Source organism: Brevibacterium sp. BDJS002, assembly GCF_028201555.1.
Classification (GTDB): Bacteria; Actinomycetota; Actinomycetes; order Actinomycetales; family Brevibacteriaceae; genus Brevibacterium; species Brevibacterium aurantiacum.
On record NZ_CP116392.1, the window covers coordinates 802,903 to 824,606 of the forward strand.

The following is a 21,704-nucleotide window of genomic DNA, read 5'->3' on the forward strand; positions in this document are numbered from 1 at the left end:
TGCTCAGGACGTGAAGATCGTGTCCTGCCATTCGTGGTGCGGGTCCTCGTGCTGGTCGATGAACACGTGCTTGACCTGCGTGTACTCATCGAATGAGTACTGGCTCATATCTTTGCCGAATCCGGAGGCCTTGTACCCGCCGTGTGGCATGTCGGAGACGATCGGAATGTGCTCGTTGATCCACACGCATCCGGCTTCGATGTCGGCCGCGGCACGCATCGTCCGGTTTGTGGTCGTCGTCCATGCGCTCGCCGCCAAGCCGTAGGGGGTGTCGTTGGCCAGTTCGATGGCCTCATCGTCGGTGTCGAAGGCGAGAGCGACGAGGACGGGACCGAAGATCTCCTCACGCCACACCTCGGCGTCGGTGTCGATTCCGCTGATGAGCGTGGGCGCGTAGTAGGCCGTTGACTCGGTGTTACCGGGCAGAGCCTCGCCGAGGTGGTTCGTCGTCGGGATCGCTCCGCCGCAGTGGATTCGGGCCCCGGATTCGCGGGCACGGTCGACGACCTCGGCGACCCGTGAGCGGTGGGTCAGGGAGATGAGGGAGCCCATGTCGGTGGCGGGGTCGGTCGGGTTGCCCACGCGCACGCCGGTCATGAGTTCGGTGACGCGGTCGGTGAAGGCGGTGAAGTGCTCGCGGGCGACGATGGCGCGGGTGGCCGCGGTGCAGTCCTGTCCGGAGTTGATGAGCGACCCGGCCACGGCACCGCGTGCGGCGGCTTCGATGTCGGCGTCGTCGAAGACCACGAACGGAGCCTTGCCACCGAGCTCAAGGTGGACGCGGGACCCCTTGGCCGCGGCGAGTTCCATGATGCGCCGACCGACCTTCGTCGACCCGGTGAAGGAGGACATGACGACGTCGGGGTGGGTGATGAGCGCTTCTCCGGCTTCGAGCCCGTCACCGGCGATGACGTTGATGACACCGGGGGCGAAGCCTGCCGCGGTGGCGGCCTCGGCGAGGATGAGTGAGGTTCCGGGAGTCATCTCCGAGGTCTTGAGCACGATCGTGTTGCCGGCAGCCACGGCGGGGAAGATCTTCCACGCGGCCATCTGCAGCGGGTAGTTCCAGGGGGCGATCGAACCGACGACGCCGAGGGGTTCGCGCCGGGTCATCGACGTCGACTTCTCCCAATAAGTGCCGGCGGCCAGACCGGTGAGCTGACGGGCGGCCCCGGCGAAGAACTTCGCATTGTCGATGGAGCCGGGCACGTCGAATTCCTTGGCCAGGCGGATGGACTTGCCCGTCTGCATGGACTCGAGTTCGGCGAGTTCGTCTGCGCGCGCCTCGAGCTGGGTGGCGAGACCGAGCATCAGCTCCGCACGTTCGCCTGGAGTCAGTGCCTTGAATGCGGGGTAGGCGGCCTTCGCCGAGGCGACGGCTTCGTTGACGTCGGCAGTGTTCGCGAGTGTGTACTCTCCGGTCGTCTCACCGGTGGCGGGGTTGACGAGGGTGAAGGGTCTGCCGCTGCCTTCGTGATAGCTGCCATTCCAATAATGCATATCGTCACTTCCAACCGTGTTGCACGTCTGCGTATGTGGGGGCCTGTGTGAGGCCGTTTGTCTCAGCGGGGCCGTGTGGCCCTGGTCACACAGAGTAGCGGAACCGGTGGGGTGAATCCACCGATTCCGTTGTATGAGACGGATTCGAGTTGAAAACAATGACCAGTCAGCATATTTCCCTGCTGAATCAGTGGTCACGTCTGCGATATTCGCGCGATGTCGTTGAGTGGGGTCGGGGGCAGAGTTGGGGTCAGACCGGCCTACGAAACAACGCCGCACCGCCGAAGCCACTGCGTGGGCAGCGGTGTATCGGCGGTGCGGCGTTGTTTCGGTATGAGCGTTGTTGTGGCTGTGCCAGTTGGCTGAGCTCAGCCTCAGGCGGGGAACTTCTGGCCGGTGAGCTTCTCGAAGGCCTCGATGTAGCGGGCACGGGTCTTCTCGACCACTTCGGCGGGCAGCGCCGGCGGGGGAGTGTCCGAGGACTTGTCCCAGCCGGACTCCTTGGTCAGCCAGTCGCGGACGAACTGCTTGTCGAAGCTCGCCTGCGCTTGGCCTGCCTCGTAGCTCTCGGCATCCCAGAAACGTGAGGAATCCGGGGTGAGCACCTCGTCGCCGAGGACCATCGTCCCGTCGGGCAGGGTCCCGAACTCGAACTTCGTGTCGGCGAGGATGATGCCGCGCTCGTGGGCGATGGCCTCCGCGCGCTGGTAGATCTCGATCGTCAGGTCACGGGCCTGCTCGGCAGCCTCGGCGCCGATGGTCTCTGTGATCTGAGCGAAGCTGACGTTCTCGTCATGGTCGCCGAGTTCCGCCTTGGTCGCCGGAGTGAAGATCGCGGGCTCCAGACGGTCGGCCTCGATGAGACCTGCCGGCAGCTGGATTCCGCACACGGACCCGGTGGCCTTGTAGTCGGCCATGCCGGAGCCGGTGAGGTAGCCACGGGCCACGCATTCGATGGGCAGCATCGACAGATTCTTCACGATGAGGCCGCGGCCGGCTACGGCCTGGGGGACATCGGAGCTGATGACGTGGTTGCCGATGACATCGGAGAGCTGGTCGAACCACCACAGGCTCAAGCCGGTGAGCACCCTGCCCTTGTCGGGGATCTCTGAGTCGAGGACCCAGTCATAGGCGGAGATGCGATCCGAGGCGACCATGAGCAGCTGCTCGGCAGAGGCGGCATCGGCGGCCGTATCGGGGATGTAGAGGTCGCGGACCTTGCCCGAGTAGACATGCGTCCAGCCCGGAAGCTCGGGTGCCTGGGAGCCGAGTCCAGTCGCTGTGGGGGCTGCCTCTGCGGGGGCCGGGTAGATGTCGGCCACGGCGATCTGCCCGCGGGCGGCCACCTCGGCGATGTCGGTGCGGTGCTGTTCGCCGTCCCATTTGACCTCGTCCACGGCGGCATAGGCCTTGGCCCGTGCCTCGTCGAGGCCGTCGCCGAGCGAGACGACGGAGAGCACGCGGCCACCTGCGGTGACGATGTCTCCGGTCTCGGCGACGTCTTCGGAGATGACAGTGTCCTCGGGAGCGAACCCGGCGCCGGTATCGGTGGCGCGGGCGGTCCCGGCATGGAGGATGTGCACGTCGTCGAGGTCATCGGCCGTGTTGAGGCCGCGGATGATGTCGCCCGTGCGGGGTGTGCTCGGGTAGTTCTCGGCGGCCATGACCACGGTCACCGAGGTGCGCGGATCCCAGTCGAGGTCACCGACCTCGTCGAGGCGACCCTCGGCGGCGGCGAGCATGGTCTGTCCCAGCGGGCTGCGCAGGCGGGCGAGCACGGACTGGGTCTCGGGGTCACCGAAGCGCACGTTGAACTCCACGACTCGCATGCCCTTCGAAGTCAGGGCGAGTCCGCAGTAGAGGAGGCCGACGAACGGGGTGCCGCGGCGGGTCATCTCATCGACGACAGGCTGAGCGACGGTGGTGACGATGTCGTCGACGGTGCCGGCCGGGATCCACGGCAGCGGTGAGTAGGCGCCCATGCCGCCGGTGTTGGGTCCGGTGTCACCGTCGCCGATGCGTTTGAAGTCCTGGGCCGGAGCCAGCGGCAGCGTGTGCTGGCCGTCGCAGAGGACGAAGAGGGAGACCTCGGGACCGTCGAGGTAGTCCTCGATGACGACCCGGTCGGAGACCTCGAGGCAGGAGCTGGCGTGGGTCAGAGCCTCGGCGCGATCCGAGGTCACGACGACGCCCTTGCCCGCTGCCAGGCCATCGGCCTTGACCACGTAGGGGGCGCCGAATTCGTCGAGGGCAGCGGCCGCCTCGTCAGGGGTGTAGGCGACCACGGCACGTGCTGTGGGCACGTTCGCGGACTCCATGATCTCCTTCGCAAACGCCTTCGATCCTTCGAGGACCGCGGCCTCGGAGCTGGGCCCGAAGACCGGGAACGAGGACTCACGCAGGGCGTCGGCGACCCCGGCGACCAGTGGTGCCTCGGGGCCGATGACGACGAGGTCGACGTCTAGCGTCTCCGCCAGAGCGGTGACTGCCGCAGCGTCGTTCATATCGACAGCTTCGGTGTGCGCGATCGCAGCGATTCCCGGGTTGCCGGGTGCGGCGATGACGGCGTCGACCTGAGGGTCGCGACTGAGAGCAAGGACGAGGGCGTGTTCGCGGGAGCCCGAACCGATGACAAGAACCTTCACCCCACCAGACTATAAGGTCGTAGGCTTGAGTGCGTGACTCGTTCCACTTTCGTTTCCGCCGACGCCGCCGAGTTGGCCTTCGTCGAGCGCAGCGGGTTCGTCGAATCCCGCCACATCGGTTCCGCCGTCGTCCTCGACCCGGATGGCTCACCCCTGATCAGCCTCGGCGCACCGGAGGCTCCCGTGTTCACCCGATCGAGCCTCAAGCCGCTGCAGGCGATTGCCGCGATGAGTCTCACAGAGCAGGTGACCGGCACCTGGGCGGCACTGGCGACCGCGTCCCACAAATGCGAGGCCGGCCACGCCGAGGCGGTTGCCGGGATGCTCGAATCCGCTGGCCTGAGCGTGGATGACCTCCGCTGTCCGTCGGCGCATCCCGCCGACGGTGCTTTCCGTCGCAGCCTGCAGGAAGCCGGCACCGGCGACCCGACATCGCGCCTGTATTTCAACTGTTCCGGCAAACATGCGGCGTTCCTCATGGCCGCCACCGCCCTCGGTGCCGAGACCGCGACCTACCTTGAACCTGCCCATCCGGTGCAGGCGAGGATCGCCGAGGTGGTCGAGGCCTTCGCCGGCGAAACTCCGGCCGCGCTCGGCACCGACGGCTGCGGGGCTCCTGTCTTCGCCCTCAGCCTCACCGGCCTGGCTCGGGGGATCGGCCGCGTGGTGCGCCTGGGCTGCACCGATGCAGACGCAGACCCGACGGGAGACGCAGACCCGGGGACCACCTCGGCGACGGAACCCTTTGCCTCCTTTACGCCCGCGGCCCGCACCCTCATGGGCGCCGTCTTCGCCGAACCCTGGGCGATCGAGGGCCACGGCAGACCGAATTCCACGGTCATCGACCGCCTTGGCATCTTCGCCAAGGGCGGGGCCGAGGGCGTGATCGTCATGTCCACGAAAGCCGGGTACTCGGTGGCCCTGAAGTGCCTCGACGGGTCCTCCCGGGCTACGGGGCTCGTGGCTCTGACCCTGCTGCGCAAGGCCGGAGCGATTCCAGACATCAGCGACGATCTCCTCGGCGAGGTCATCGCAGAGATCACCGAGTCCGTCACCGGCGGAATCGATTCCGAGGGGCGGACGGCAGTTGTCGGGCAGATCAACGTGGGTGAAGATATAGCGAGGATCAGGTAAGAGGGAGAGTCACTGATGGCGATTCGCAGAAGAATAGACCCCGACGAGGGCCGCAACGCCCTCGAGATGTGGGTGGCCCATTCTGAGGCCGACGCGACAACGGCAGACCGGTCGACTTTGGCCACCGCGGTGCGTTTCACACTCGAGGAGCTCGCATCACGGGCGGAGGGCAACAGCGTCGAGGTCCGCGTCCCACCCTTCGGCGTCACCCAGTGCATTCCCGGCCCCCGCCACACCCGCGGGACACCGCCCAACGTCGTCGAAACCTCGGCGCAGGTGTGGTTGGAGATCGTGACCGGCAAGACAGAATTCTCCGCCGCACTGGCCGAAGGCGCCGTCGACGCCTCGGGCACCCGCGCGGACATCAGTGACTTCGTCCCGCTGTACACATCGGCAGAATTGGAAGGCCGGCGATGAACGCCCAGATCACCCAGACCACCTCATTCATCGGTGGACGCCACGTCCCCTCGCTGACCACCTACGCCAACGTCGACCCGGCTACGGGCGAACACCTCGGCGATGTCTCCCGAGGCGGAGCCGACGAAGTCGACCGGGCGGTCAAGGCCGCGGCCCGGGCACAGCAGGAATGGAAGCGCTCGAGCACCGAGCAGCGGTCGAAGCTGCTGGTCGCCACCGCCGAAGTGATCCGGGCCAACCGCGATGAGATGGCCAGCCTCGAATCCGAGGACACGGGCAAACCCCTGACCCAGGCCTACGCCGACGTCGACGTCTGCGCCCGCTACTTCGAGTTCTACGGTCACACCATCGAGTCCTACTACGGGCACTCGATCCCCATGTCCGAGGACATGCACGTCTACACCCGCCGCGAGCCGTACGGCGTGACCGGACACATCGTGGCCTGGAACTATCCGCTCCAGCTCATCGGCCGTGCCGCCGCGACCTCGCTGGCCACCGGCAACTGCGCCGTGGCCAAACCCGCCGACGAAACCCCACGCTCCACGGTCCGCCTGGCCGAACTCATCCACTCTGTGGGCTTCCCCGCCGGTGCGTTCAACGTGGTCACAGGCCTGGGCGCCGAGGCGGGGGCGGCGTTGGCCGCGCATCCGGGCATCGCCCACTTAGGCTTCGTCGGCTCGACCCAGACCGGTTCGCAGATCGCCCATGCCGCTGCCGATCGGGTCATCCCGACGGTGCTCGAGCTCGGTGGAAAGTCCGCGAACATCGTCTTCTCCGACGCCGATGTCGACGCTGCCATCCCGTCGTTGGTGCGCTCGATCATCCAGAACGCCGGTCAGACCTGCTCGGCCGGGTCCCGGCTCATCGTCGCTCAGGACATCCAGGCCGAGGTGATCGAGAAGATGGCGGCCGCCATGGAGAAGGTCACCATCGGGTACGGCTCCGATGATCCGATGCTCGGGCCCCTGATCTCGACGAAGCAGCAGGCCCGCGTCGAAGGGTTCCTCTCCGACATCGGCAGCGCCCAGATCGTCACCGGCGGCACCCGCCCCGAGGGGCTCGCCGCCGACCTCGCCGGGGGCGCCTTCATCAGGCCGACGATCGTGGACAATGTGTCCCCGGGGTCGAAGATCGCACAGGAAGAGGTCTTCGGACCCGTCGTCGTGGCCATGACCTTCGGCGATGAGGCAGAGGCGATCTCCCTGGCCAACGGCACCGACTACGGTCTGGTCTCGGCGCTGTGGACGCAGAACATCTCCCGGGCGCACCGGGTCGCCGCCGAGGTGGAGGCCGGGCAGATCTTCGTCAACACCTATGGTGCCGGCGGGGGAGTCGAACTGCCCTTCGGCGGGTTCAAGAAGTCCGGCTACGGCCGTGAGAAGTCCATAGAAGCCTTCGACGAGTACACGCAGACGAAGACCGTCGTCGTGAAGCTGTGAGGTCCTGACACTGTGACGCGGTCTGGTCACGGTCCTCGATGACCCCTACCGTCCTCGGGCTGGTGCTCTTCGCCTCGGTGGCCCATGCCCTGTGGAACATCGCCGCGAAGTCCGTCTCCGGCAAGGGCTACGCCTTCGTGCTGGCCTATCACGGACTCTCAGCGATCCTCCTAGCCCCGATCGCGATCTGGCTGCTCGCCTCAGGGACACATGAGTTCAGCCCGAGCCTGCTGGGAGCCGCCGCACTCAGCGCGATCTTCCACATCGCCTACTCGGTGTCCCTGCAGTCCGGCTATGACCATGCACCCCTGGGCGTCGTCTACCCCACAGCGCGTGGGGTAGGCCCGATCATCACGATCATCATCGCCGTGCTGTTCCTGGGGGAGCGGCCCAGCGCACCGGAGACCATCGGCGCCTTCGTCGTCATCGCCGGAATCGCAGTCGTGACCGTGCGCCCGAAGGGAGCCGGTGGAGGTCACGCAACAAGCAGCCACGGCATCGGACGGGGTCTGGCCTGGGGCGGGCTGATCGGAACCTTCATCGCCTCGTACACGCTCTGGGATGACTTCTCCGTCAACCACATCACCGACTCACCGCTGCTCTACTTCGCCGTCTCCGAGGCCTGCGTCGCCATCATCATGGCCCTTGGCATCGTGACGATCCCCGGCGGTCCGTCACGGCGCGCGGATTTCACGTCGATCGTGTCCGGACACAAACGAGCCTTGTTCACCGTCGCCATCCTCTCCCCGCTGGCGTACCTGCTCGTCCTCTTCGCCATGCAGCAGGCACCGGTGTCCCTCGTCGCCCCTGTGCGGGAGACCTCGATCATCGTCGGCACACTGCTGGCCTGGTGGTTCTTCGGGGAGAAGAACATCGCCATGAAGCTCACCGGTGCCGTGGTCGTCGTCGCCGGAATCGGCCTCATCGCCCTCGGCTGAGTTCTCCTCGTGGAGGGTCAGCGCTTTCTCCCACCCTTTCGGCGGAGCACGCGCACGACTCGGGTGGGGCAGGCCGAGTGTGAGAGGACTGCCTGCGAGGTTGAACCGAGAATGGTGGACGCGAAGCCGCCGCGGCCCCGGGAGCCGATGATCATGAGCTCGGCGGTGTAGGTGGCACTGATGAGCACCTCGGTGGCGGGGGCATCGAAGATCGACCAGCGGACCTCAACCTCGGGGAATTCCTCCGCCAGAGATTTCGCCGCCTCTTCACGCGAGGTCACGGCCTCGTCGTACATCTTCTCCAGGTGTGTTTCGCTGGGCATCCACTCCGGCGAGAGCACATGGGCGGCGGTGATGCCGATCAGGTGCAGGGGCAGACCGTAGATCCGAGCCTGCACTGCCGCCTCTCGCAGGACAGGGCCGTCGCTTTCGAAGGGGTCGATCGCGGCGACGATCTCACCGGTGAAGTCCGGGCGCCTGTCCCCGGACTCGGCGGCGGACGTCTGCGCGGAGGAGGAACGCACGGGCAGATCGATCGGCAGCGGCCTCTCCGGCAGCGGGCGCTCTGGCCACGTGCTGGGGATGACCACGGTGGGGCAGTGTGCGTGGGCGGGCATCGCCAAGGCCACGGACCCGAGCAGGCGACCGGCGAAACCGCCGCGACCGCGGGCGCCGATGACGGCGAGGTCGGCGTTCTTCGAGTTGTCGACCAGCGCACCTGAGGCATCCCCGGGGGAGACCACGGTCGAGACCGGCACCGAGGCATCGGTGACGGTTCTGGCGCTGTCGTCGATGAGCTGCTGCACCGATCGTTTGATCGCAACGTCGAAATCGGCCGGGTAGACGATGTCGGCCTGGCTCATGTTGACGCCGGGAACGGTGTAGGCCGCGACGAGGCGAATCTCGGAGGAGGTCAGCTGTGCATGCTTGATCGCCCACTGCAGCGCACATTGACTGTTGGCGGAGCCGTCAACTCCGACGATGATCGTATGAGACATGTCCACCCCTATGTGAGAAGTCCTACTGTGCCTGCCTCTACCTTATGGGATCGGTCGGATAACTGCCTGGGAATCGACGGAGGTGATCTCGACTAGACTGTCCGCGACGTGAAATGCGGGCGCCTCTGACCCGCCACTGACACCGATGCCCGAGGAGATCATGAAGGACCAGATCGACGTCGCCGTTCGTCGCAGCCCCAAGTATTCGGTATTCATGGGACTCGGTGCGATTCTCGGCGTTCTCGTCGCGGGTGCGCTCACCCTCTTCGTCGATCCCGAAGCGATCCCCACCGGCTACACCGTGGGCAAGGGAGCCGGGCTGCTGCTGCTCATCCTCGGCGTCGGCGGGCTGTTCCTCGGCGGACTGCTGGCACTGATCCTCGACTGGTCGGGCCGGCGGAAAGCACGCAAGTACCGCGTCGGTGCAGAGATCGACATGGTCGATGATCCGAAGGAGATCGCGCGCCGTCGCATCGCCGAAGCCAATGGTGAGGATCCCGATGCCGGCGCCGAGGCAGCACCGGAGGCCGGCGCTGAGACGTCACCCGATACCACCGCAGAGACGTCGCCCGACCCCGTCGCCGAGGCGGAGGGCAGTGTCGATGACGAGCCCCGGAACGGGTCGCCGAGTACCGGAGTCTGAACATCCTGTGAAGGTGGGCTCAGTCATGTGAGACAATCTTTCACGTGGCAAGAGGAGACGGGCAACTAACGCACGAAATTGACCCCCTGGACCGCGGACCTCAGGATGCTTGCGGAGTATTCGGAGTCTGGGCGCCAGGCGAGGAAATCGCCAAACTCACCTACTTCGGGCTCTACGCTCTGCAGCACCGTGGACAGGAGTCCGCGGGTATAGCTGCCAGCAACGGCAAGCAGATCCTGATCTACCGCGACATGGGCCTGGTCTCGCAGGTCTTCCACGAGCGGGATCTCGAACTTCTGCAGGGGCACATCGCGCTCGGGCATACGCGCTACTCGACGACGGGCTCGCCCTCGTTCGAGAACGCACAGCCGACGTTGGGACCCACCCCGTTCGGGACAGTGGCATTGGCGCACAACGGCAACCTGACGAACTTCGATGAGCTCGAGGCGATGGCCGATGGTCGTCGTGATGACGCCGATCAGGTCGTCAAGGACGCGACGAAGAAGGTCAGCCGCACCCGACCCTTCCGCGACTCCTCCAATGACACCTCTTTGGTCACCGAGCTCTTCGCCACCGAAGAGGGTGAGAACCTCACCGAGGCTGCTCTCAATCTTCTGCCCAAGGTCGAAGGTGCGTTCTCGCTGGCCTTCATGGACGAGAACACCCTCTATGCCGCCCGTGATCGTCACGGTGTGCGGCCGCTGTCGCTGGGTCGGATGGAGAATGGCTGGGTCGTTGCCTCCGAGACCTCGGCTCTCGACATCGTCGGCGCCTCCTTCGTCCGCGATGTCGAACCCGGCGAACTCATCGCCATCGACGAGGACGGTCTGCGTTCCTTCCGCTTCGCCGAACAGGACCAGGCCCGCTGCGTCTTCGAATACGTGTACCTGGCGCGGCCCGACAGCGTGCTCAACGGCAAGACCGTGCACGCGGCCCGGACGCAGATGGGCCGTCAGTTGGCCGACGAGTACCCCGTCGATGCCGACCTCGTCATCGCCACCCCGGAATCGGGAACACCGGCGGCCGTCGGCTATGCCGAACAGTCCGGCATCCCCTTCGGGCAGGGGCTGATGAAGAACGCCTACGTCGGTCGCACCTTCATCCAACCCTCGGACACCCTGCGTCAGCGCGGCATCCGACTCAAACTCAATCCGCTGCGTGAGAACATCGAGGGCAAACGCCTCGTCGTCGTCGATGACTCGATCGTGCGCGGCAACACTCAGCGTGCCCTCGTCCGGATGCTCCGTGAAGCCGGAGCGAAGGAGATCCACGTGCGCATCTCCTCGCCGCCGGTCAAGTGGCCCTGCTTCTACGGCATCGATTTCGCGACCCGCGCCGAGCTCATCGCCAACGGTCTGAACATGGACGAGATCCGCGACAACCTCGGCGCCGACTCCCTGGGATACATCTCCCTCGACGGCATGGTCGAGGCCACACAGCAGGAGCGCAGCCAGCTGTGCACCGCCTGCTTCTCGGGCGAATACCCGATTCCTGTCAACAACACCCCCGCCGAAAAAGGATGTTGAGTTGAGCACCGATCCAGCTAAGTCCACCACCTATGCCGCTGCCGGCGTCGACGTCGAGGCCGGTGACCGCGCCGTCGAAATGATGAAGTCCGCGGTTGCGGCCACGCACAACGCGAATGTCGTCGGAGAGGTGGGTGGTTTCGCCGGACTCTTCGACGTCTCCGTGCTCAAGGACTACGAGCGCCCGCTGTTGGCCTCGTCGACCGACGGCGTGGGCACGAAGGTAGCCATCGCGCAGGCTCTCGACAAGCACGACACCATCGGATACGACCTGGTGGGAATGGTCGTCGATGACATCATCGTGTGCGGTGCCAAGCCGTTGTTCATGACCGACTACATCGCCTGCGGCAAGGTCGTGGCCGAGCGTATCGCCGATATCGTCCGGGGCATCGCCGAGGCGTGTGCCAGTGCCGATGTCGCCCTCGTCGGGGGAGAGACCGCAGAGCACCCGGGGCTGCTCGGCGTCGACGAATACGATGTCGCCGGTGCCGCCACCGGTGTCGTCGATGCGTCCAAGCTGCTGGGGCCGGAGAAGGTCTCAGCCGGTGACGTGCTCATCGGACTGCCGTCCTCGGGCATCCATTCCAACGGCTACTCCCTGGTCAGGCACATCATCGTCGAGGCGGGCTGGGGTCTTGATCGCAATGTCCCCGAATTCGGTCGCACCCTGGGTGAGGAACTCCTCGTTCCCACTCATGTCTACACCGGTGAGCTCAATGCCCTGTTCTCGGCTCTGCCCGATGCTGTGCATGCGGTCTCGCATGTCACCGGCGGGGGACTCTCGGCCAATGTGGCGCGCGTGCTGCCCAAGGGCCTCGTGGCGAAGATGTCGCGGTCCTCATGGGAGATCCCGCCTGTATTCTCGACCCTCGGTGATCTCGGCGGAGTCCCGCAGGATGACCGCGAGCGGACCTGGAACCTCGGCGTCGGAATGGTCCTCGTGACCTCTGCTGACTCCGTCGACAGTGTGCTCGCCGCCAGCCCGGGCTCGTGGGTCCTCGGCGACGTCAGCGTCGACGACGGTGCACTGGCCTCGGAACTCGACTACGTTCAGGGCGCCAAGGGCGTCGACGGCGGAGCCGCCATCCTCGGCTGAGGCTGGCGGACGAAAGCGTTCGGGCAAAGCAGAAGGCGGAGACCGAAGTCTCCGCCTTCTTGCTTGAGCGAATCCGATGCTCAGGTTCTCTGAGCGTCGATCACATCAGTGCTGATCGGTCAAGATTCGCGCTGTGTATAGTCGTCTTCTTCGTCGTCATCGTCGACGTTGTACTTGTCGGCGTAATCCGAATAGTCCGGCTCGTTGTCGTACGGATCTGACGAACCGGACGCCTGCGACTCGGAACCCAGTTCCTGCTGGAGTCTATTCAGGTCGGTGTCCGGGCTGTAATATTTCAGCTTCCGGGCAACCTTGATCTGCTTTGCCTTTGCGCGGCCGCGACCCACTGGCGTGACCCCCTCCGTCGTCATGTGGGGCGAAGCGCCCCGGACTAGATCTCTGCTATGCGCTTAAATCCTACCTGTTCGTAGTGGGAAGTTCCATTTTGAAGCCCGACCTTGGATAGGCTGAAGGCATGTCCTACAGTCGCGATTATGTCGTCACTCTGCGAATCTTCGAACCCACCGTGGTTCATTCCGCATTGCAAGACGACCAGGTGGAAGACAACCGTGCCCGGGTCGAGGAGCTGGTCTCTGCCGACGCGGATCAACGCTTGATCTCACTGCCGCCGAGCCCTGTAGCCGAATCGTTTCGCAATACTCCGATCTTCCTTCCGGCGTCTCAGACTTCGGACGGAGTGGACCGCTACTGCCCCGCTCAAGAGGACATTCGCGGGTGGGAAGCGCTCGAGTCGCTGAGCGAGCACACCTCGAAGGCGACGCTGGACATCATCGCTCCGAAGTCCGTGCGCAGGCGTGCGGCCAGTCGTCGCGCTGAGTGGCTCCAGGATGCCAAGGACACCCGAGTCTTCACTCGGGTTTCGGCCTGGGATGTGCCGCCGTCATGGTGGCTGTTCTTCTCTCTGAGTGAAGACCAGATCATCACGAACGAAACCGATGCCGGGCTGAGAGTCCTCATCCGTACGGACATTCTGGCCGCCTCGGCGAGGATGGAATGGGCGGCGGAGACCGTGGCCGACAAGTCCAAGGTCGTGGACATGGTCGAACAGACCTCGATCTTGGCGCAGTGGGTCGACGGCTTCGATATGAACTCCGTGCTCGAACTCGACCTTGGTGGGATGAGCGATGTGCTCTGGCCCAATGAGGCACCGGAGCTCGTCGATTCGTGGGTGACCGCGCTGTCTAATGACGACCCCGAAACCGCGGTCGCCTCCTTCCAGAAGTACGCGGCGATGTGGGAGCAGCTCAATCTCTACGCCCGCAGCTCCTGAGCTGAGCCGTTCAACTCCTGAGTCGCCGGTACGTGAGTGGCCGCTACGATAGTCTGCGTACCCGCGGCGTCGAGAGAATGAACCACACAGCGCATGGATGAGAAGAAGCGTCGACTCCTGACGAACAGGAAGCCGCCATCGGACACGGCCGGTGAGCCAGGGCCTGCAGACAGGGCAGCGACCGCCACGAAGCCGAAGCCGATGTCGACCTGGTCGATCACCTGGCGCCTCGGCGCGACCGCGGTGGCCCTGATCATCCTCACCTGCGGACAGTTCCTCAACACCAACGACTTCTTCCCGCTCGGGTCACTCACCCAGTACGCGACCGCCAAGGACCTCAACGGCACCGTGAACTCGACCTGTATCGAAGCGCAGTTCCCCGGCGAGGACGAACCACGCCGGCTCGGCTTCAACACGGACACCGTCGGGATCGAACGCGGCGACATCGAATCCCAGCTCGACCGGGTCATCGCCAACCCCGAGCTGATGCAGACCATGGCCGACTCCTTTGAACGCCTGCACCCGAATGAGCCGAAGCCGGAGGAGATGATCCTCTGCCGCACCGTGACTCAGCTGGAGAACGGCCGCAGCGTCGGCGAACCCGAACACAAGATCCTGGCGACCTGGGAGGTGCAGTGAGCAATTCCACCACCGCCGAGGTGAAAGCCGGCAACCGTGTCATCGCCTGGTTCACGCCCCAGCTCCCGCTGGCTCGGGTCGCGGTATTCCGCGTCATCGTCTACATCTTCGTCATCATCGACGTGCTCACCATCTCCGCCGACGTCATCCCGCACGGCTGGACTCCCGAGCTCTATCAGCCCCTGTGGCTGGCCAGATTCCTCCACATCCCACCCGTCAGCGTCCTCGGCGCACAGATTCTGTTGGCCGCGATCATCGTCTTCTCACTGCTGGCGGCCGCCGGAATCCTCCAACGCATCAGCGGCTGGGCCGTGGCGACCACCTTCGGGCTGTGGATGTTCTACACGCAGGGCTACGGCTACGTCGCCCACGACCACATGGCACTCGTCATCGCCGTCGTGGTGCTGCCGACGGTCGGAATCGCACGGTTCCGCGATGTGGGAGCCACCTCGGCGAAGGCAGGGTGGGCACTGCGGGTCGTGCAGATCTCCGTCGTCCTCACCTACTTCTACTCGGTGGTGATGAAGTGGATCGCCTCGGGCAACATCACCCACTGGGCCAACGGGGCTGTGATCATCTGGGCGCTGATGCGCCGCGGTGCCGAATGGTCGAAGCCGTTCCTCGAGATGCCGGGTCTTCTCATCGCCGGGCAGTGGGCAACTCTCGTCTTCGAGTTCCTCTCGCCGATCGTGCTGTTCTTCAAGGGCAAGTGGCTCTACGGTACCGTCATCTTCTTCATGCTCTTCCACCTCATGACCTACATCGCCCTGGGCATCCACTTCCTCCCGACCGTCATCTGCTGGGCGGCGTTCCTGCCCCTGGAGAAGCTCGTGCCGAAGCGGTTCGCAGCGACTCGCTGACCGGTCCCCAGTGACGCGCTAAGTGTCTTGCCGCAGGGCGTCGAGGACACGTTTGACGGCTGCGCGTTCGGCGGTGTCGGGGGCCATGACCGCCACAACCCACCGCGTGGTCGCTACCCCCTTCAACGGGAGAAGCGTGAGCCCGGCGCCCTTCGGGGTCGTGAATCGCGGCAGCAGGGCGACTTGGTCACTCGAGGACACGATCGCCTCGATGAGTCGGTTGTCCCGGATGCGCTGAGTGACCTCGAGCTCGCGTCCGGTGACATGTTCTATCGACGTCAGAATCGTGGCGAAGGGGAAACCGTGGGGCACACTGATCCACTGAACGTCGACGAGGTCAGCAGGCGTGAGCTCATCCCGACCTGCCAGTGGGTGGGAATCTGCGACCGCGACGTCGATGGGTTCGGTCGCCAGGGACTCGACGCTCAGCCCGTTGGTCCCCGCGGGTCGTTCGGAGATGAGGCTGTGGGCGACGACGATGTCGACGTCGGAGGTCAGGCCCGCGAACTCGTGTTCGGCCAGGTCCACGTCGACGGTGCGCAGGGTGATCTTCGGGCTCGTCTCTCGCAGCTGCCGGAGCGCAGGGGGCACCAAGTAGGTCAGTGCGCTGGGCAATCCGGCAATCCGGACTTCTCCGGAGGCCTCGCCGAGGTAGTCCTCCCAGTCCGCTTCCACGCGGGCAAGTGCCGAGGCCACGTCCTGCCCTCCGGCAGCCAGGAGTCGCCCGGCAGGCGTGAGTTTGAGACTGCGACCGGCAGGTTCGACGAGACGATGTCCGACCTCCCTGGTTGCCTGCTTGAGCTGCTGGGACACCGCTGAAGGCGTGCGAAACGTGGCTTCGGCGACAGCCGTGACGCTTCCGCGTTCGGCGAGTTGGCGCAGCAGCTCGAGGTGCCGGGGATCCATGCGCCCATGCTACAAGAATGAAGTTCAGCTACAAGGTTGGTGAAGAATAATTCGATTGTGTTAACTGTCAGTGCGCAGAACAATGGAGTCATGTCGTTCAAGCACTGTCTTCTCGCCGCCTCGGTGGCTGTCATGTGGGGACTGAATTTCCTCGCAATCGATCTCTCCCTCGATCAGTTCCCGCCCTTCTTCCTCGTCGCCCTGCGCTTCGCCGTGCTCGCGCTACCCGCTCTGCTCTTCATCCCGAAGCCTGACGTGAAGTTCCGGTGGATCGTAGGCTATGGACTCGGATTCGGCCTCCTGCAGTTCCTCTTCCTCTATTGGGCGATGGCGGCGGGTATGCCGGCAGGACTTGCTTCCCTCGTGCTTCAGGCCTCGGGGCCGTTCACGGTGCTGCTGGGAATGACGTTCCTGCGCGAGCGGGTCCGGGGATCGCAGATGGCATTCCTCATCGTGGCCATGGCCGGTCTGGGTGTCGTCGGCTGGCAGCGCCTCGATTCGAGCGCGAGCTTCCTACCGTTCCTCCTCACCCTCGCCGGTGGCCTGGGCTGGGCGATCGGCAACATCTGCAACCGACAGGCCCACTCGGTCGAGCCGGTGAAATTCACGATGTGGATGTCCGTCATCCCGCCGGTGCCGATGCTCATCCTCTCCCTCTTCGTCGAGGGCCCGAGCACGATCAGCCACTCTCTGACGACGCTGCTGACCCCGACCGGTTGGTTGGGCATCGCTGGCCTCGTCTACACGGTTGTCATCGCCACAATCCTCGGTTCCGGCATCTGGTCATGGTTGATGTCGCGCAATCCTGCCGGAGTCGTTGCTCCGTTCTCGATGCTGGTGCCGATCGTGGGCATGAGTGCCGCCTGGTTCTTCCTCGGCGAGACAGTGTCGTTCGGTGAGCTGTGCGGGGCGGCGCTCGTCATCATCGGCGTCCTCGGCGCGGGGATGCGGGCTGCGAAGGGACCGAAGATTCTCGCCGAAGTGGTTCCTGCAGACGCCGAAGACGTGGCCGACGTCGACGAGCCCAGCCCCGACGTCCCCGCGGGGACGTGCTGACCGGTGAACCGCCAAACGGACACCGTTCACCGTGCGAATGTTTCGGCGCTACGATCACCTCACCACCACCTGTGAGTCGCGGGAGCCAATCACGACGACCGGATGCTCGCAGTCAGTTCTCAAGGGAGAAGAAGTGTCACCGAAGTTCGCCGATCGCATCGCTCGGGTCCAGCCGTCCGCCATCCGTGAGCTGCTGAAATACGGTGATGACCCTGCGATCACGTCATTCGGCGGTGGCTACCCGGATCCGAGTCTGTTCCCCGTCGCAGAACTCCAGCAGGTCTTCGCCGACGTCCTCGCAAACGAAGGCGCGACGGCTCTCCAATACACCGCCTCTGTGGGGCTGCCTGGACTGCGCGCGCAGATCGCCAAGCGCATGTCGAACCAGGGTGCGGCAACCGATGCCGACGACGTGCTCGTCCTGCAGGGAGCCCAGCAGGGGCTCGACCTCGTGGCGAAACTCCTCATCAATCCCGGCGACGTCATCGTCACGGAGAACCCGACGTTCCTCGGTGCCCTCATCGCCTTTAACCCCTGCCAGCCCGAGTACGCCGCCGTCGACATGGACTCCGAAGGCATGGACGTCGACGCCCTCGAAGCAACATTGCGGTCAACGGAGAACGTCAAGTTCATCTACGTCATCCCCGACTTCCAGAATCCGACGGGAGTCACGCTCAGCCTCGAGCGGCGCCGACGCCTGATCGAGCTAGCCAACGAATACGACGTCCTCATCCTCGAGGATTCGCCCTACCGCGAACTCCGGTTCGAAGGTCAGCAGCTGCCGACGCTGCGCTCGCTGGACACGGAGAACCGGGTCATCCACCTCGGCAGTTTCTCCAAGATCCTCGCCCCAGGCGTGCGCCTGGGGTGGGTGAGCGCGGCACCGGAGATCCTCGACAAACTGGGCCTGCTCAAGCTCGCTGCCGACACGCAGTCGTCGACCCTGAACATGACCGCCACGACCAGGTTCTTAGAGTCCTTCGACATCGACGCCCACATTGAACGCGCCCGTGCCGTCTACCGCGCCAAGCGCGATCTCATGCTCTCGTCGATGGCCGAGCATTTCCCCGCCGAGGTGGCTGTGACCACTCCTGAAGGCGGGCTTTTCACCTGGGTGACCTTCCCCGAAGGCTTCGATGCGGAGGCGTTCATGGCCGAACATGCCCTGCCCGAAGCCGGAGTCGCCTACGTGCCCGGAGGATCGTTCTTCCCGGCCGAACAACGCAGCAACTATGCCCGGTTCAGTTACTCGGGTCAGTCTGACGAGGAGATGGTCGATGCCCTCACCCGGCTGGGCGGGATACTCCGCGACCACATCTGAGCGAGATCATCAACGATCGTCACCGAGCCGGACCGGGGGCGAACGCGGGTAGCCGACGAAACGCGGCTGAGGTAGTGCCAAATCGCAGCCGCGGGCATACGGTCAGCATATGACCGTCAAACCCAGGGTCGCTCCAGCGCCGGAGGCACCCACAGCACTCGCCGCTTCGGCGGTGCTCGCGGGTGCGCTGTGCCTGTCGATCTCAGCGATCCTAGTCAAGCTCGCGGGCGTGGATGCGGCGACGACCGCCGTGCTGCGGTGCGCGATCGCCGTCATTGCACTCATCCCGTTGGCGCTTCTTGAACGTCGGCGTCACGGCGGTCTTTCGCGATCGGGCATCCTCTGGGCGATTGCGGCCGGAGTTGCGCTGGGCATCGACTACATTGCGTGGACGGCGTCGATCTACCTCGTGGGTGCCGGCGTTGCGACCGTGCTCGTCAACGTCCAGGTCATCGTTCTCCCGCTGCTGGCTCTGATCATCGACCGTGAGCGTGTGAGTGTTCGGTTCCTCATCTCCCTGCCGTTGATGCTCATCGGCGTCGGCCTGGTGGGCGGGATCGTGACCCTGGCCGAGGTGGGGGACAACGCCGTACTCGGCACAGTTCTCGCCCTCATCGCCGGGATCGGATACGGCGTGTACATGTTCCTCACCCGACGAGGGACGAGGCGCAAGGCCGAGGGAACGATTCAGCCGCTAGCCTGGGCGACCGCCTCGGCGGCGGTGACATCGGCGGTCATCGCCCAGTTCACCGGCGGCCTCCATCTCACCGGGATCGGCCCAAGCGCGTGGATGTACCTCATCGCTCTGGCCCTGCTGGGGCAGGTGGTGGCCTGGCTGCTCATCAATCGGGGAAGCGTCCGGCTGGTGCCGTCGATGACGGCGAGCCTGCTGCTCATCCAACCCGTGCTCGCCCTCGTCCTCGCGGCGCTGATCCTCGGCGAGCAGCTCACCGTGGGCCAGGCACTTGGTGCCGGCCTCGTCGTCGTGGCGGTCGCTGTGGCCAATGGTGTGTGGCGGAGGCATTCGCGCCGCCGACGGCAGATCCTCAGGGAGCCAGGCTCGGGGCCTCGGTGATGCCGAACTGCGTCTTCAGCGCTCGCTGAGCCGCGAACCAGCCGTTCATGCCGTGCACGCCGGGTGCGGGTGGGGTCGCGGCCGAACACAGGTAGGCACCGGGGACGCCGAGGCCGTAGTTGTCCCAGCTGGTGCGTGGGCGGGCCATCATCCGGTAGAAGGAGACGAGCCCGGTGGCGATGTCGCCGCCGATGTAGTTCTGGTTGTGCCCGGCCATCTCTGATGCGGGAATCGAGTTGTACGTGACGATGGTGTCGCGGAAACCGGGGGCGAAGCGTTCGATCTGATCGATGATGTACTGGGCCGGATCGAGAGGGCAGTCGAAGGGGACATGAGCATACGTCCACAATGGGCGCAGGCCGCCCACCTCGCGCGATGGGTCGAACACAGTGGGGTCGGAGACCAGGCTGACCGGGTGAGCGGGCATGCGTCCGGCGATCACGTCCGCCTCGGCGGCGGCCATCTGCGCCCGGGTACCACCGACGTGGATGGTGCCGGCCCGGTTGATGTTGGGATCGGCCCAGGGCACGGGTCCGTTTAGGACGAAGTCGACCTTGGCCGCGGCGTTGCCCTGCTTGAAGCTGCGCAGCGACCTGTCGACCTTGGCCGGGATGAGACCGGAGAAGATCTGTGCGGCATTGAGCGCCGAGGTGTCGAGGAGGTACGCGCGAGCCGCCGGCATATCGGAGACGTGATCGATGCGCGCATTCGTCGTCACCGAACCGCCGTGTGCTTCGAGGTCGGCGACCATGGCATCGATGATCGCCTGCGAACCGCCGACAGGGGAGGGCCAGCCGCCGGCGTGGGCAATGGTCGAGAGCATTGTGGCCGTGGCGGCTGTGCCCATGGATGGCAGCCCGCCGATCGCGTGGGCGGCGACACCGGTGAACAGGGATTGAGACGTCTCATGGGACAGCGGAATGTTCCAGGCCGGGCTGGCCTGGGTCAGCAGCCGCAGCCCGAACTTCACCACATTGGCGATGCCGGGAACGTCGCGCAGCGTCTCCGGGATGGAGCGCTTGTCGCCCAGCGACAGCCAGATCGCATCATCGACGCGCTCGAGCAGTGGGGCGAAGAAACGCCGCCATTCGGGACCGGCCGCGCCGAGGTGGTCGACCGTGGTCTCGAGATCGTGGAAGGCCAGCGCGGCTGGCTGATTGTCGAGCGGTTGAGCGTAGGAGACCTCGGGGGTGGTGAACTCGAGACCCCGGGCGCGCAGGTCGAAGTCGACGAAGAACGGGCTCGAGATCGCCAGCGGGTGCACGGCCGAGCAGATGTCATGGGTGATGCCGGGGGCCAGTCCCAGGTCAAGGGTGCGGGCGCCGCCGCCGATGGTCGACTGGGCCTCATACACCTGCACGGACAGGCCCGCCCGAGCCATGGTGACCGCGGCGGCCATGCCATTGGGCCCGGATCCGACGACAACGGCATCTACCTCAGCATTGCTCATGGGCTCAGTCTAGGGGAGGGGACTGACACGCTTTGGTTGGCTGTCTCCTAGTCCTCGGCAACTGTGTTCTCGGTCCTTGGGTTCCCCGCTGACTCCTCAGAGAGTCGCCGCAGGGTGGGGAGCTCGAGATCTTCGTTGTCGAAAATCCACGTTGCCGACCTCCACGGCGAGCATTCTGCGAGATAGAGACGCTGGCCGCCGACATAACGATGGTTGGACTGTGACTCGGGGTCCGAATCATATGTGCCGGGGATTCGTTCGTTTCCCCGGGGTACTGAGACCGTAAAAGGAACCTGCACCCACACGCTCGCATCCCACAGATCGCGAAGTTCGGGCCGGTGGAGAAAGATCCCATCCACGAGGAGGACACAGTTCTGCGGCAGGTCGAGCTGTGCGGGTAAAACGGTCACGTCGGCATCAACATCCCAGAACGATGGAACCACCGATGCTCCCTGTCTGAACGGAATGACGACGGATCGGATGAAGGCTTCGTAGTCATAAGAGTCCCGGTAGAAGGAATCGGGCCCACGACCATTGGTGTATCTGACCGAGCGGGGATGGTGGAATCCGTCGATGCTCAGCGACGCAACCGGGCGAAGCCCGTCCTGGGCTGCCAGTTGGACCAATTCCTCGGCGAGGACGCTCTTGCCCGCTCCATCGAGCCCGTCAATGGCCACGAGGCTGCGCCCACCGGCAGCGGACTCTCGCACTTGCGAGAGCAGTCGGCAGAGCACTGCGGCGCGAGTGCCGTCTCCGTTGGTGTTCGGCAT

Annotated in this window: 20 protein-coding genes; 13 read left to right on the plus strand and 7 right to left on the minus strand. The window is 65.2% G+C overall.

What is annotated here, in order from left to right; genetic code table 11:
• Positions 1 to 3: 3 nt before the first annotated feature.
• Together PGC08_RS03695 and purD are read right to left on the minus strand one after the other, a co-directional pair.
• The gene (locus PGC08_RS03695) at positions 4 to 1,500 is read right to left on the minus strand and encodes an aminobutyraldehyde dehydrogenase (RefSeq protein WP_114320287.1); all 1,497 of its coding nucleotides are present in this window, start codon (positions 1,498 to 1,500) and stop codon (positions 4 to 6) included.
• Between the two features lie 374 nt (positions 1,501 to 1,874).
• On the minus strand, positions 1,875 to 4,145 hold the full coding sequence (purD, locus tag PGC08_RS03700) for a phosphoribosylamine--glycine ligase (protein WP_271709546.1): 2,271 nt from the start codon (positions 4,143 to 4,145) through the stop codon (positions 1,875 to 1,877).
• Between the two features lie 33 nt (positions 4,146 to 4,178).
• Here purD and PGC08_RS03705 point away from each other — a divergent pair, with 33 nt between their 5' ends.
• From PGC08_RS03705 to PGC08_RS03720, 4 genes are read left to right on the plus strand one after another with little or no spacing between them, the layout of a single operon-like run.
• Positions 4,179 to 5,279 carry an asparaginase gene (locus PGC08_RS03705; RefSeq protein ID WP_271709547.1) on the plus strand — a complete coding sequence of 367 codons (1,101 nt, stop codon included), beginning with the start codon at positions 4,179 to 4,181 and terminating at the stop codon, positions 5,277 to 5,279.
• A 15-nt stretch (positions 5,280 to 5,294) separates the two neighbouring features.
• Entirely contained in the window at positions 5,295 to 5,696 is a 402-nt protein-coding gene (locus tag PGC08_RS03710) for a sterol carrier family protein (protein ID WP_009881530.1), read from the plus strand.
• Positions 5,693 to 7,135: an aldehyde dehydrogenase family protein gene (locus tag PGC08_RS03715; RefSeq protein WP_271709548.1), complete on the plus strand. Its 1,443-nt coding sequence runs from the start codon at positions 5,693 to 5,695 to the stop codon at positions 7,133 to 7,135. The genes PGC08_RS03710 and PGC08_RS03715 overlap by 4 nt, the downstream gene beginning before the upstream one ends.
• A 38-nt stretch (positions 7,136 to 7,173) precedes the next feature.
• On the plus strand, positions 7,174 to 8,073 hold the full coding sequence (locus PGC08_RS03720; RefSeq protein WP_271709549.1) for a DMT family transporter: 900 nt from the start codon (positions 7,174 to 7,176) through the stop codon (positions 8,071 to 8,073).
• 17 nt (positions 8,074 to 8,090) lie between these two features.
• On the opposite strand, the gene PGC08_RS03725 is transcribed toward PGC08_RS03720, so the two are convergent.
• Positions 8,091 to 9,071: a universal stress protein gene (locus PGC08_RS03725; RefSeq protein WP_271709550.1), complete on the minus strand. Its 981-nt coding sequence runs from the start codon at positions 9,069 to 9,071 to the stop codon at positions 8,091 to 8,093.
• A gap of 160 nt (positions 9,072 to 9,231) precedes the next feature.
• Here PGC08_RS03725 and PGC08_RS03730 point away from each other — a divergent pair, with 160 nt between their 5' ends.
• The 3 genes from PGC08_RS03730 to purM are packed head-to-tail and all read left to right on the plus strand — an operon-like array spanning position 9,232 to position 12,336.
• The gene (locus tag PGC08_RS03730; RefSeq protein WP_226829594.1) at positions 9,232 to 9,714 is read left to right on the plus strand and encodes a hypothetical protein; all 483 of its coding nucleotides are present in this window, start codon (positions 9,232 to 9,234) and stop codon (positions 9,712 to 9,714) included.
• Positions 9,715 to 9,758: 44 nt separating this feature from the next.
• The gene (gene purF / locus PGC08_RS03735; RefSeq protein WP_096160380.1) at positions 9,759 to 11,240 is read left to right on the plus strand and encodes an amidophosphoribosyltransferase; all 1,482 of its coding nucleotides are present in this window, start codon (positions 9,759 to 9,761) and stop codon (positions 11,238 to 11,240) included.
• A gap of 1 nt (position 11,241) precedes the next feature.
• Entirely contained in the window at positions 11,242 to 12,336 is a 1,095-nt protein-coding gene (gene purM, locus PGC08_RS03740) for a phosphoribosylformylglycinamidine cyclo-ligase (protein ID WP_096168569.1), read from the plus strand.
• Between the two features lie 119 nt (positions 12,337 to 12,455).
• On the opposite strand, the gene PGC08_RS03745 is transcribed toward purM, so the two are convergent.
• Complete coding sequence (locus PGC08_RS03745; RefSeq protein ID WP_009881540.1) at positions 12,456 to 12,683, minus strand: DUF3073 domain-containing protein; 228 nt, start codon at positions 12,681 to 12,683, stop codon at positions 12,456 to 12,458.
• A 128-nt stretch (positions 12,684 to 12,811) separates the two neighbouring features.
• On the opposite strand from PGC08_RS03745, the gene PGC08_RS03750 reads away from it, so the two are divergent.
• The 3 genes from PGC08_RS03750 (at position 12,812) to PGC08_RS03760 (ending at position 15,126) form a co-directional block, all read left to right on the plus strand.
• Positions 12,812 to 13,627, plus strand: coding sequence for a hypothetical protein (locus PGC08_RS03750; protein WP_009881541.1), 816 nt, complete (start codon positions 12,812 to 12,814; stop codon positions 13,625 to 13,627).
• A 93-nt stretch (positions 13,628 to 13,720) separates the two neighbouring features.
• Positions 13,721 to 14,266, plus strand: coding sequence for a hypothetical protein (locus PGC08_RS03755; protein ID WP_009881542.1), 546 nt, complete (start codon positions 13,721 to 13,723; stop codon positions 14,264 to 14,266).
• A complete protein-coding gene (locus PGC08_RS03760; RefSeq protein ID WP_271709551.1) occupies positions 14,263 to 15,126 on the plus strand; it encodes a hypothetical protein in 864 nt (287 codons plus the stop codon). Before PGC08_RS03755 ends, PGC08_RS03760 begins: the two co-directional genes overlap by 4 nt.
• A gap of 18 nt (positions 15,127 to 15,144) precedes the next feature.
• Here PGC08_RS03760 and PGC08_RS03765 read toward each other — a convergent pair whose 3' ends face one another.
• Positions 15,145 to 16,032, minus strand: coding sequence for a LysR family transcriptional regulator (locus PGC08_RS03765; RefSeq protein ID WP_271709552.1), 888 nt, complete (start codon positions 16,030 to 16,032; stop codon positions 15,145 to 15,147).
• Between the two features lie 90 nt (positions 16,033 to 16,122).
• Between PGC08_RS03765 and PGC08_RS03770 the strand changes: the two genes are divergently transcribed.
• From PGC08_RS03770 to PGC08_RS03780, 3 genes are all read left to right on the plus strand, one after another.
• A complete protein-coding gene (locus PGC08_RS03770; protein WP_127362775.1) occupies positions 16,123 to 17,088 on the plus strand; it encodes an EamA family transporter in 966 nt (321 codons plus the stop codon).
• A gap of 133 nt (positions 17,089 to 17,221) precedes the next feature.
• Complete coding sequence (locus tag PGC08_RS03775; protein ID WP_271709553.1) at positions 17,222 to 18,409, plus strand: aminotransferase-like domain-containing protein; 1,188 nt, start codon at positions 17,222 to 17,224, stop codon at positions 18,407 to 18,409.
• Between the two features lie 109 nt (positions 18,410 to 18,518).
• Entirely contained in the window at positions 18,519 to 19,484 is a 966-nt protein-coding gene (locus PGC08_RS03780; protein WP_083248653.1) for a DMT family transporter, read from the plus strand.
• On the opposite strand, the gene PGC08_RS03785 is transcribed toward PGC08_RS03780, so the two are convergent.
• Together PGC08_RS03785 and PGC08_RS03790 are read right to left on the minus strand one after the other, a co-directional pair.
• A complete protein-coding gene (locus PGC08_RS03785) occupies positions 19,456 to 20,934 on the minus strand; it encodes a phytoene desaturase family protein (RefSeq protein ID WP_009881549.1) in 1,479 nt (492 codons plus the stop codon). The two genes, PGC08_RS03780 and PGC08_RS03785, sit on opposite strands and share 29 nt — an antisense overlap.
• Positions 20,935 to 20,981: 47 nt before the next feature.
• Positions 20,982 to 21,704 carry a uridine kinase gene (locus PGC08_RS03790; RefSeq protein WP_271709554.1) on the minus strand — a complete coding sequence of 241 codons (723 nt, stop codon included), beginning with the start codon at positions 21,702 to 21,704 and terminating at the stop codon, positions 20,982 to 20,984.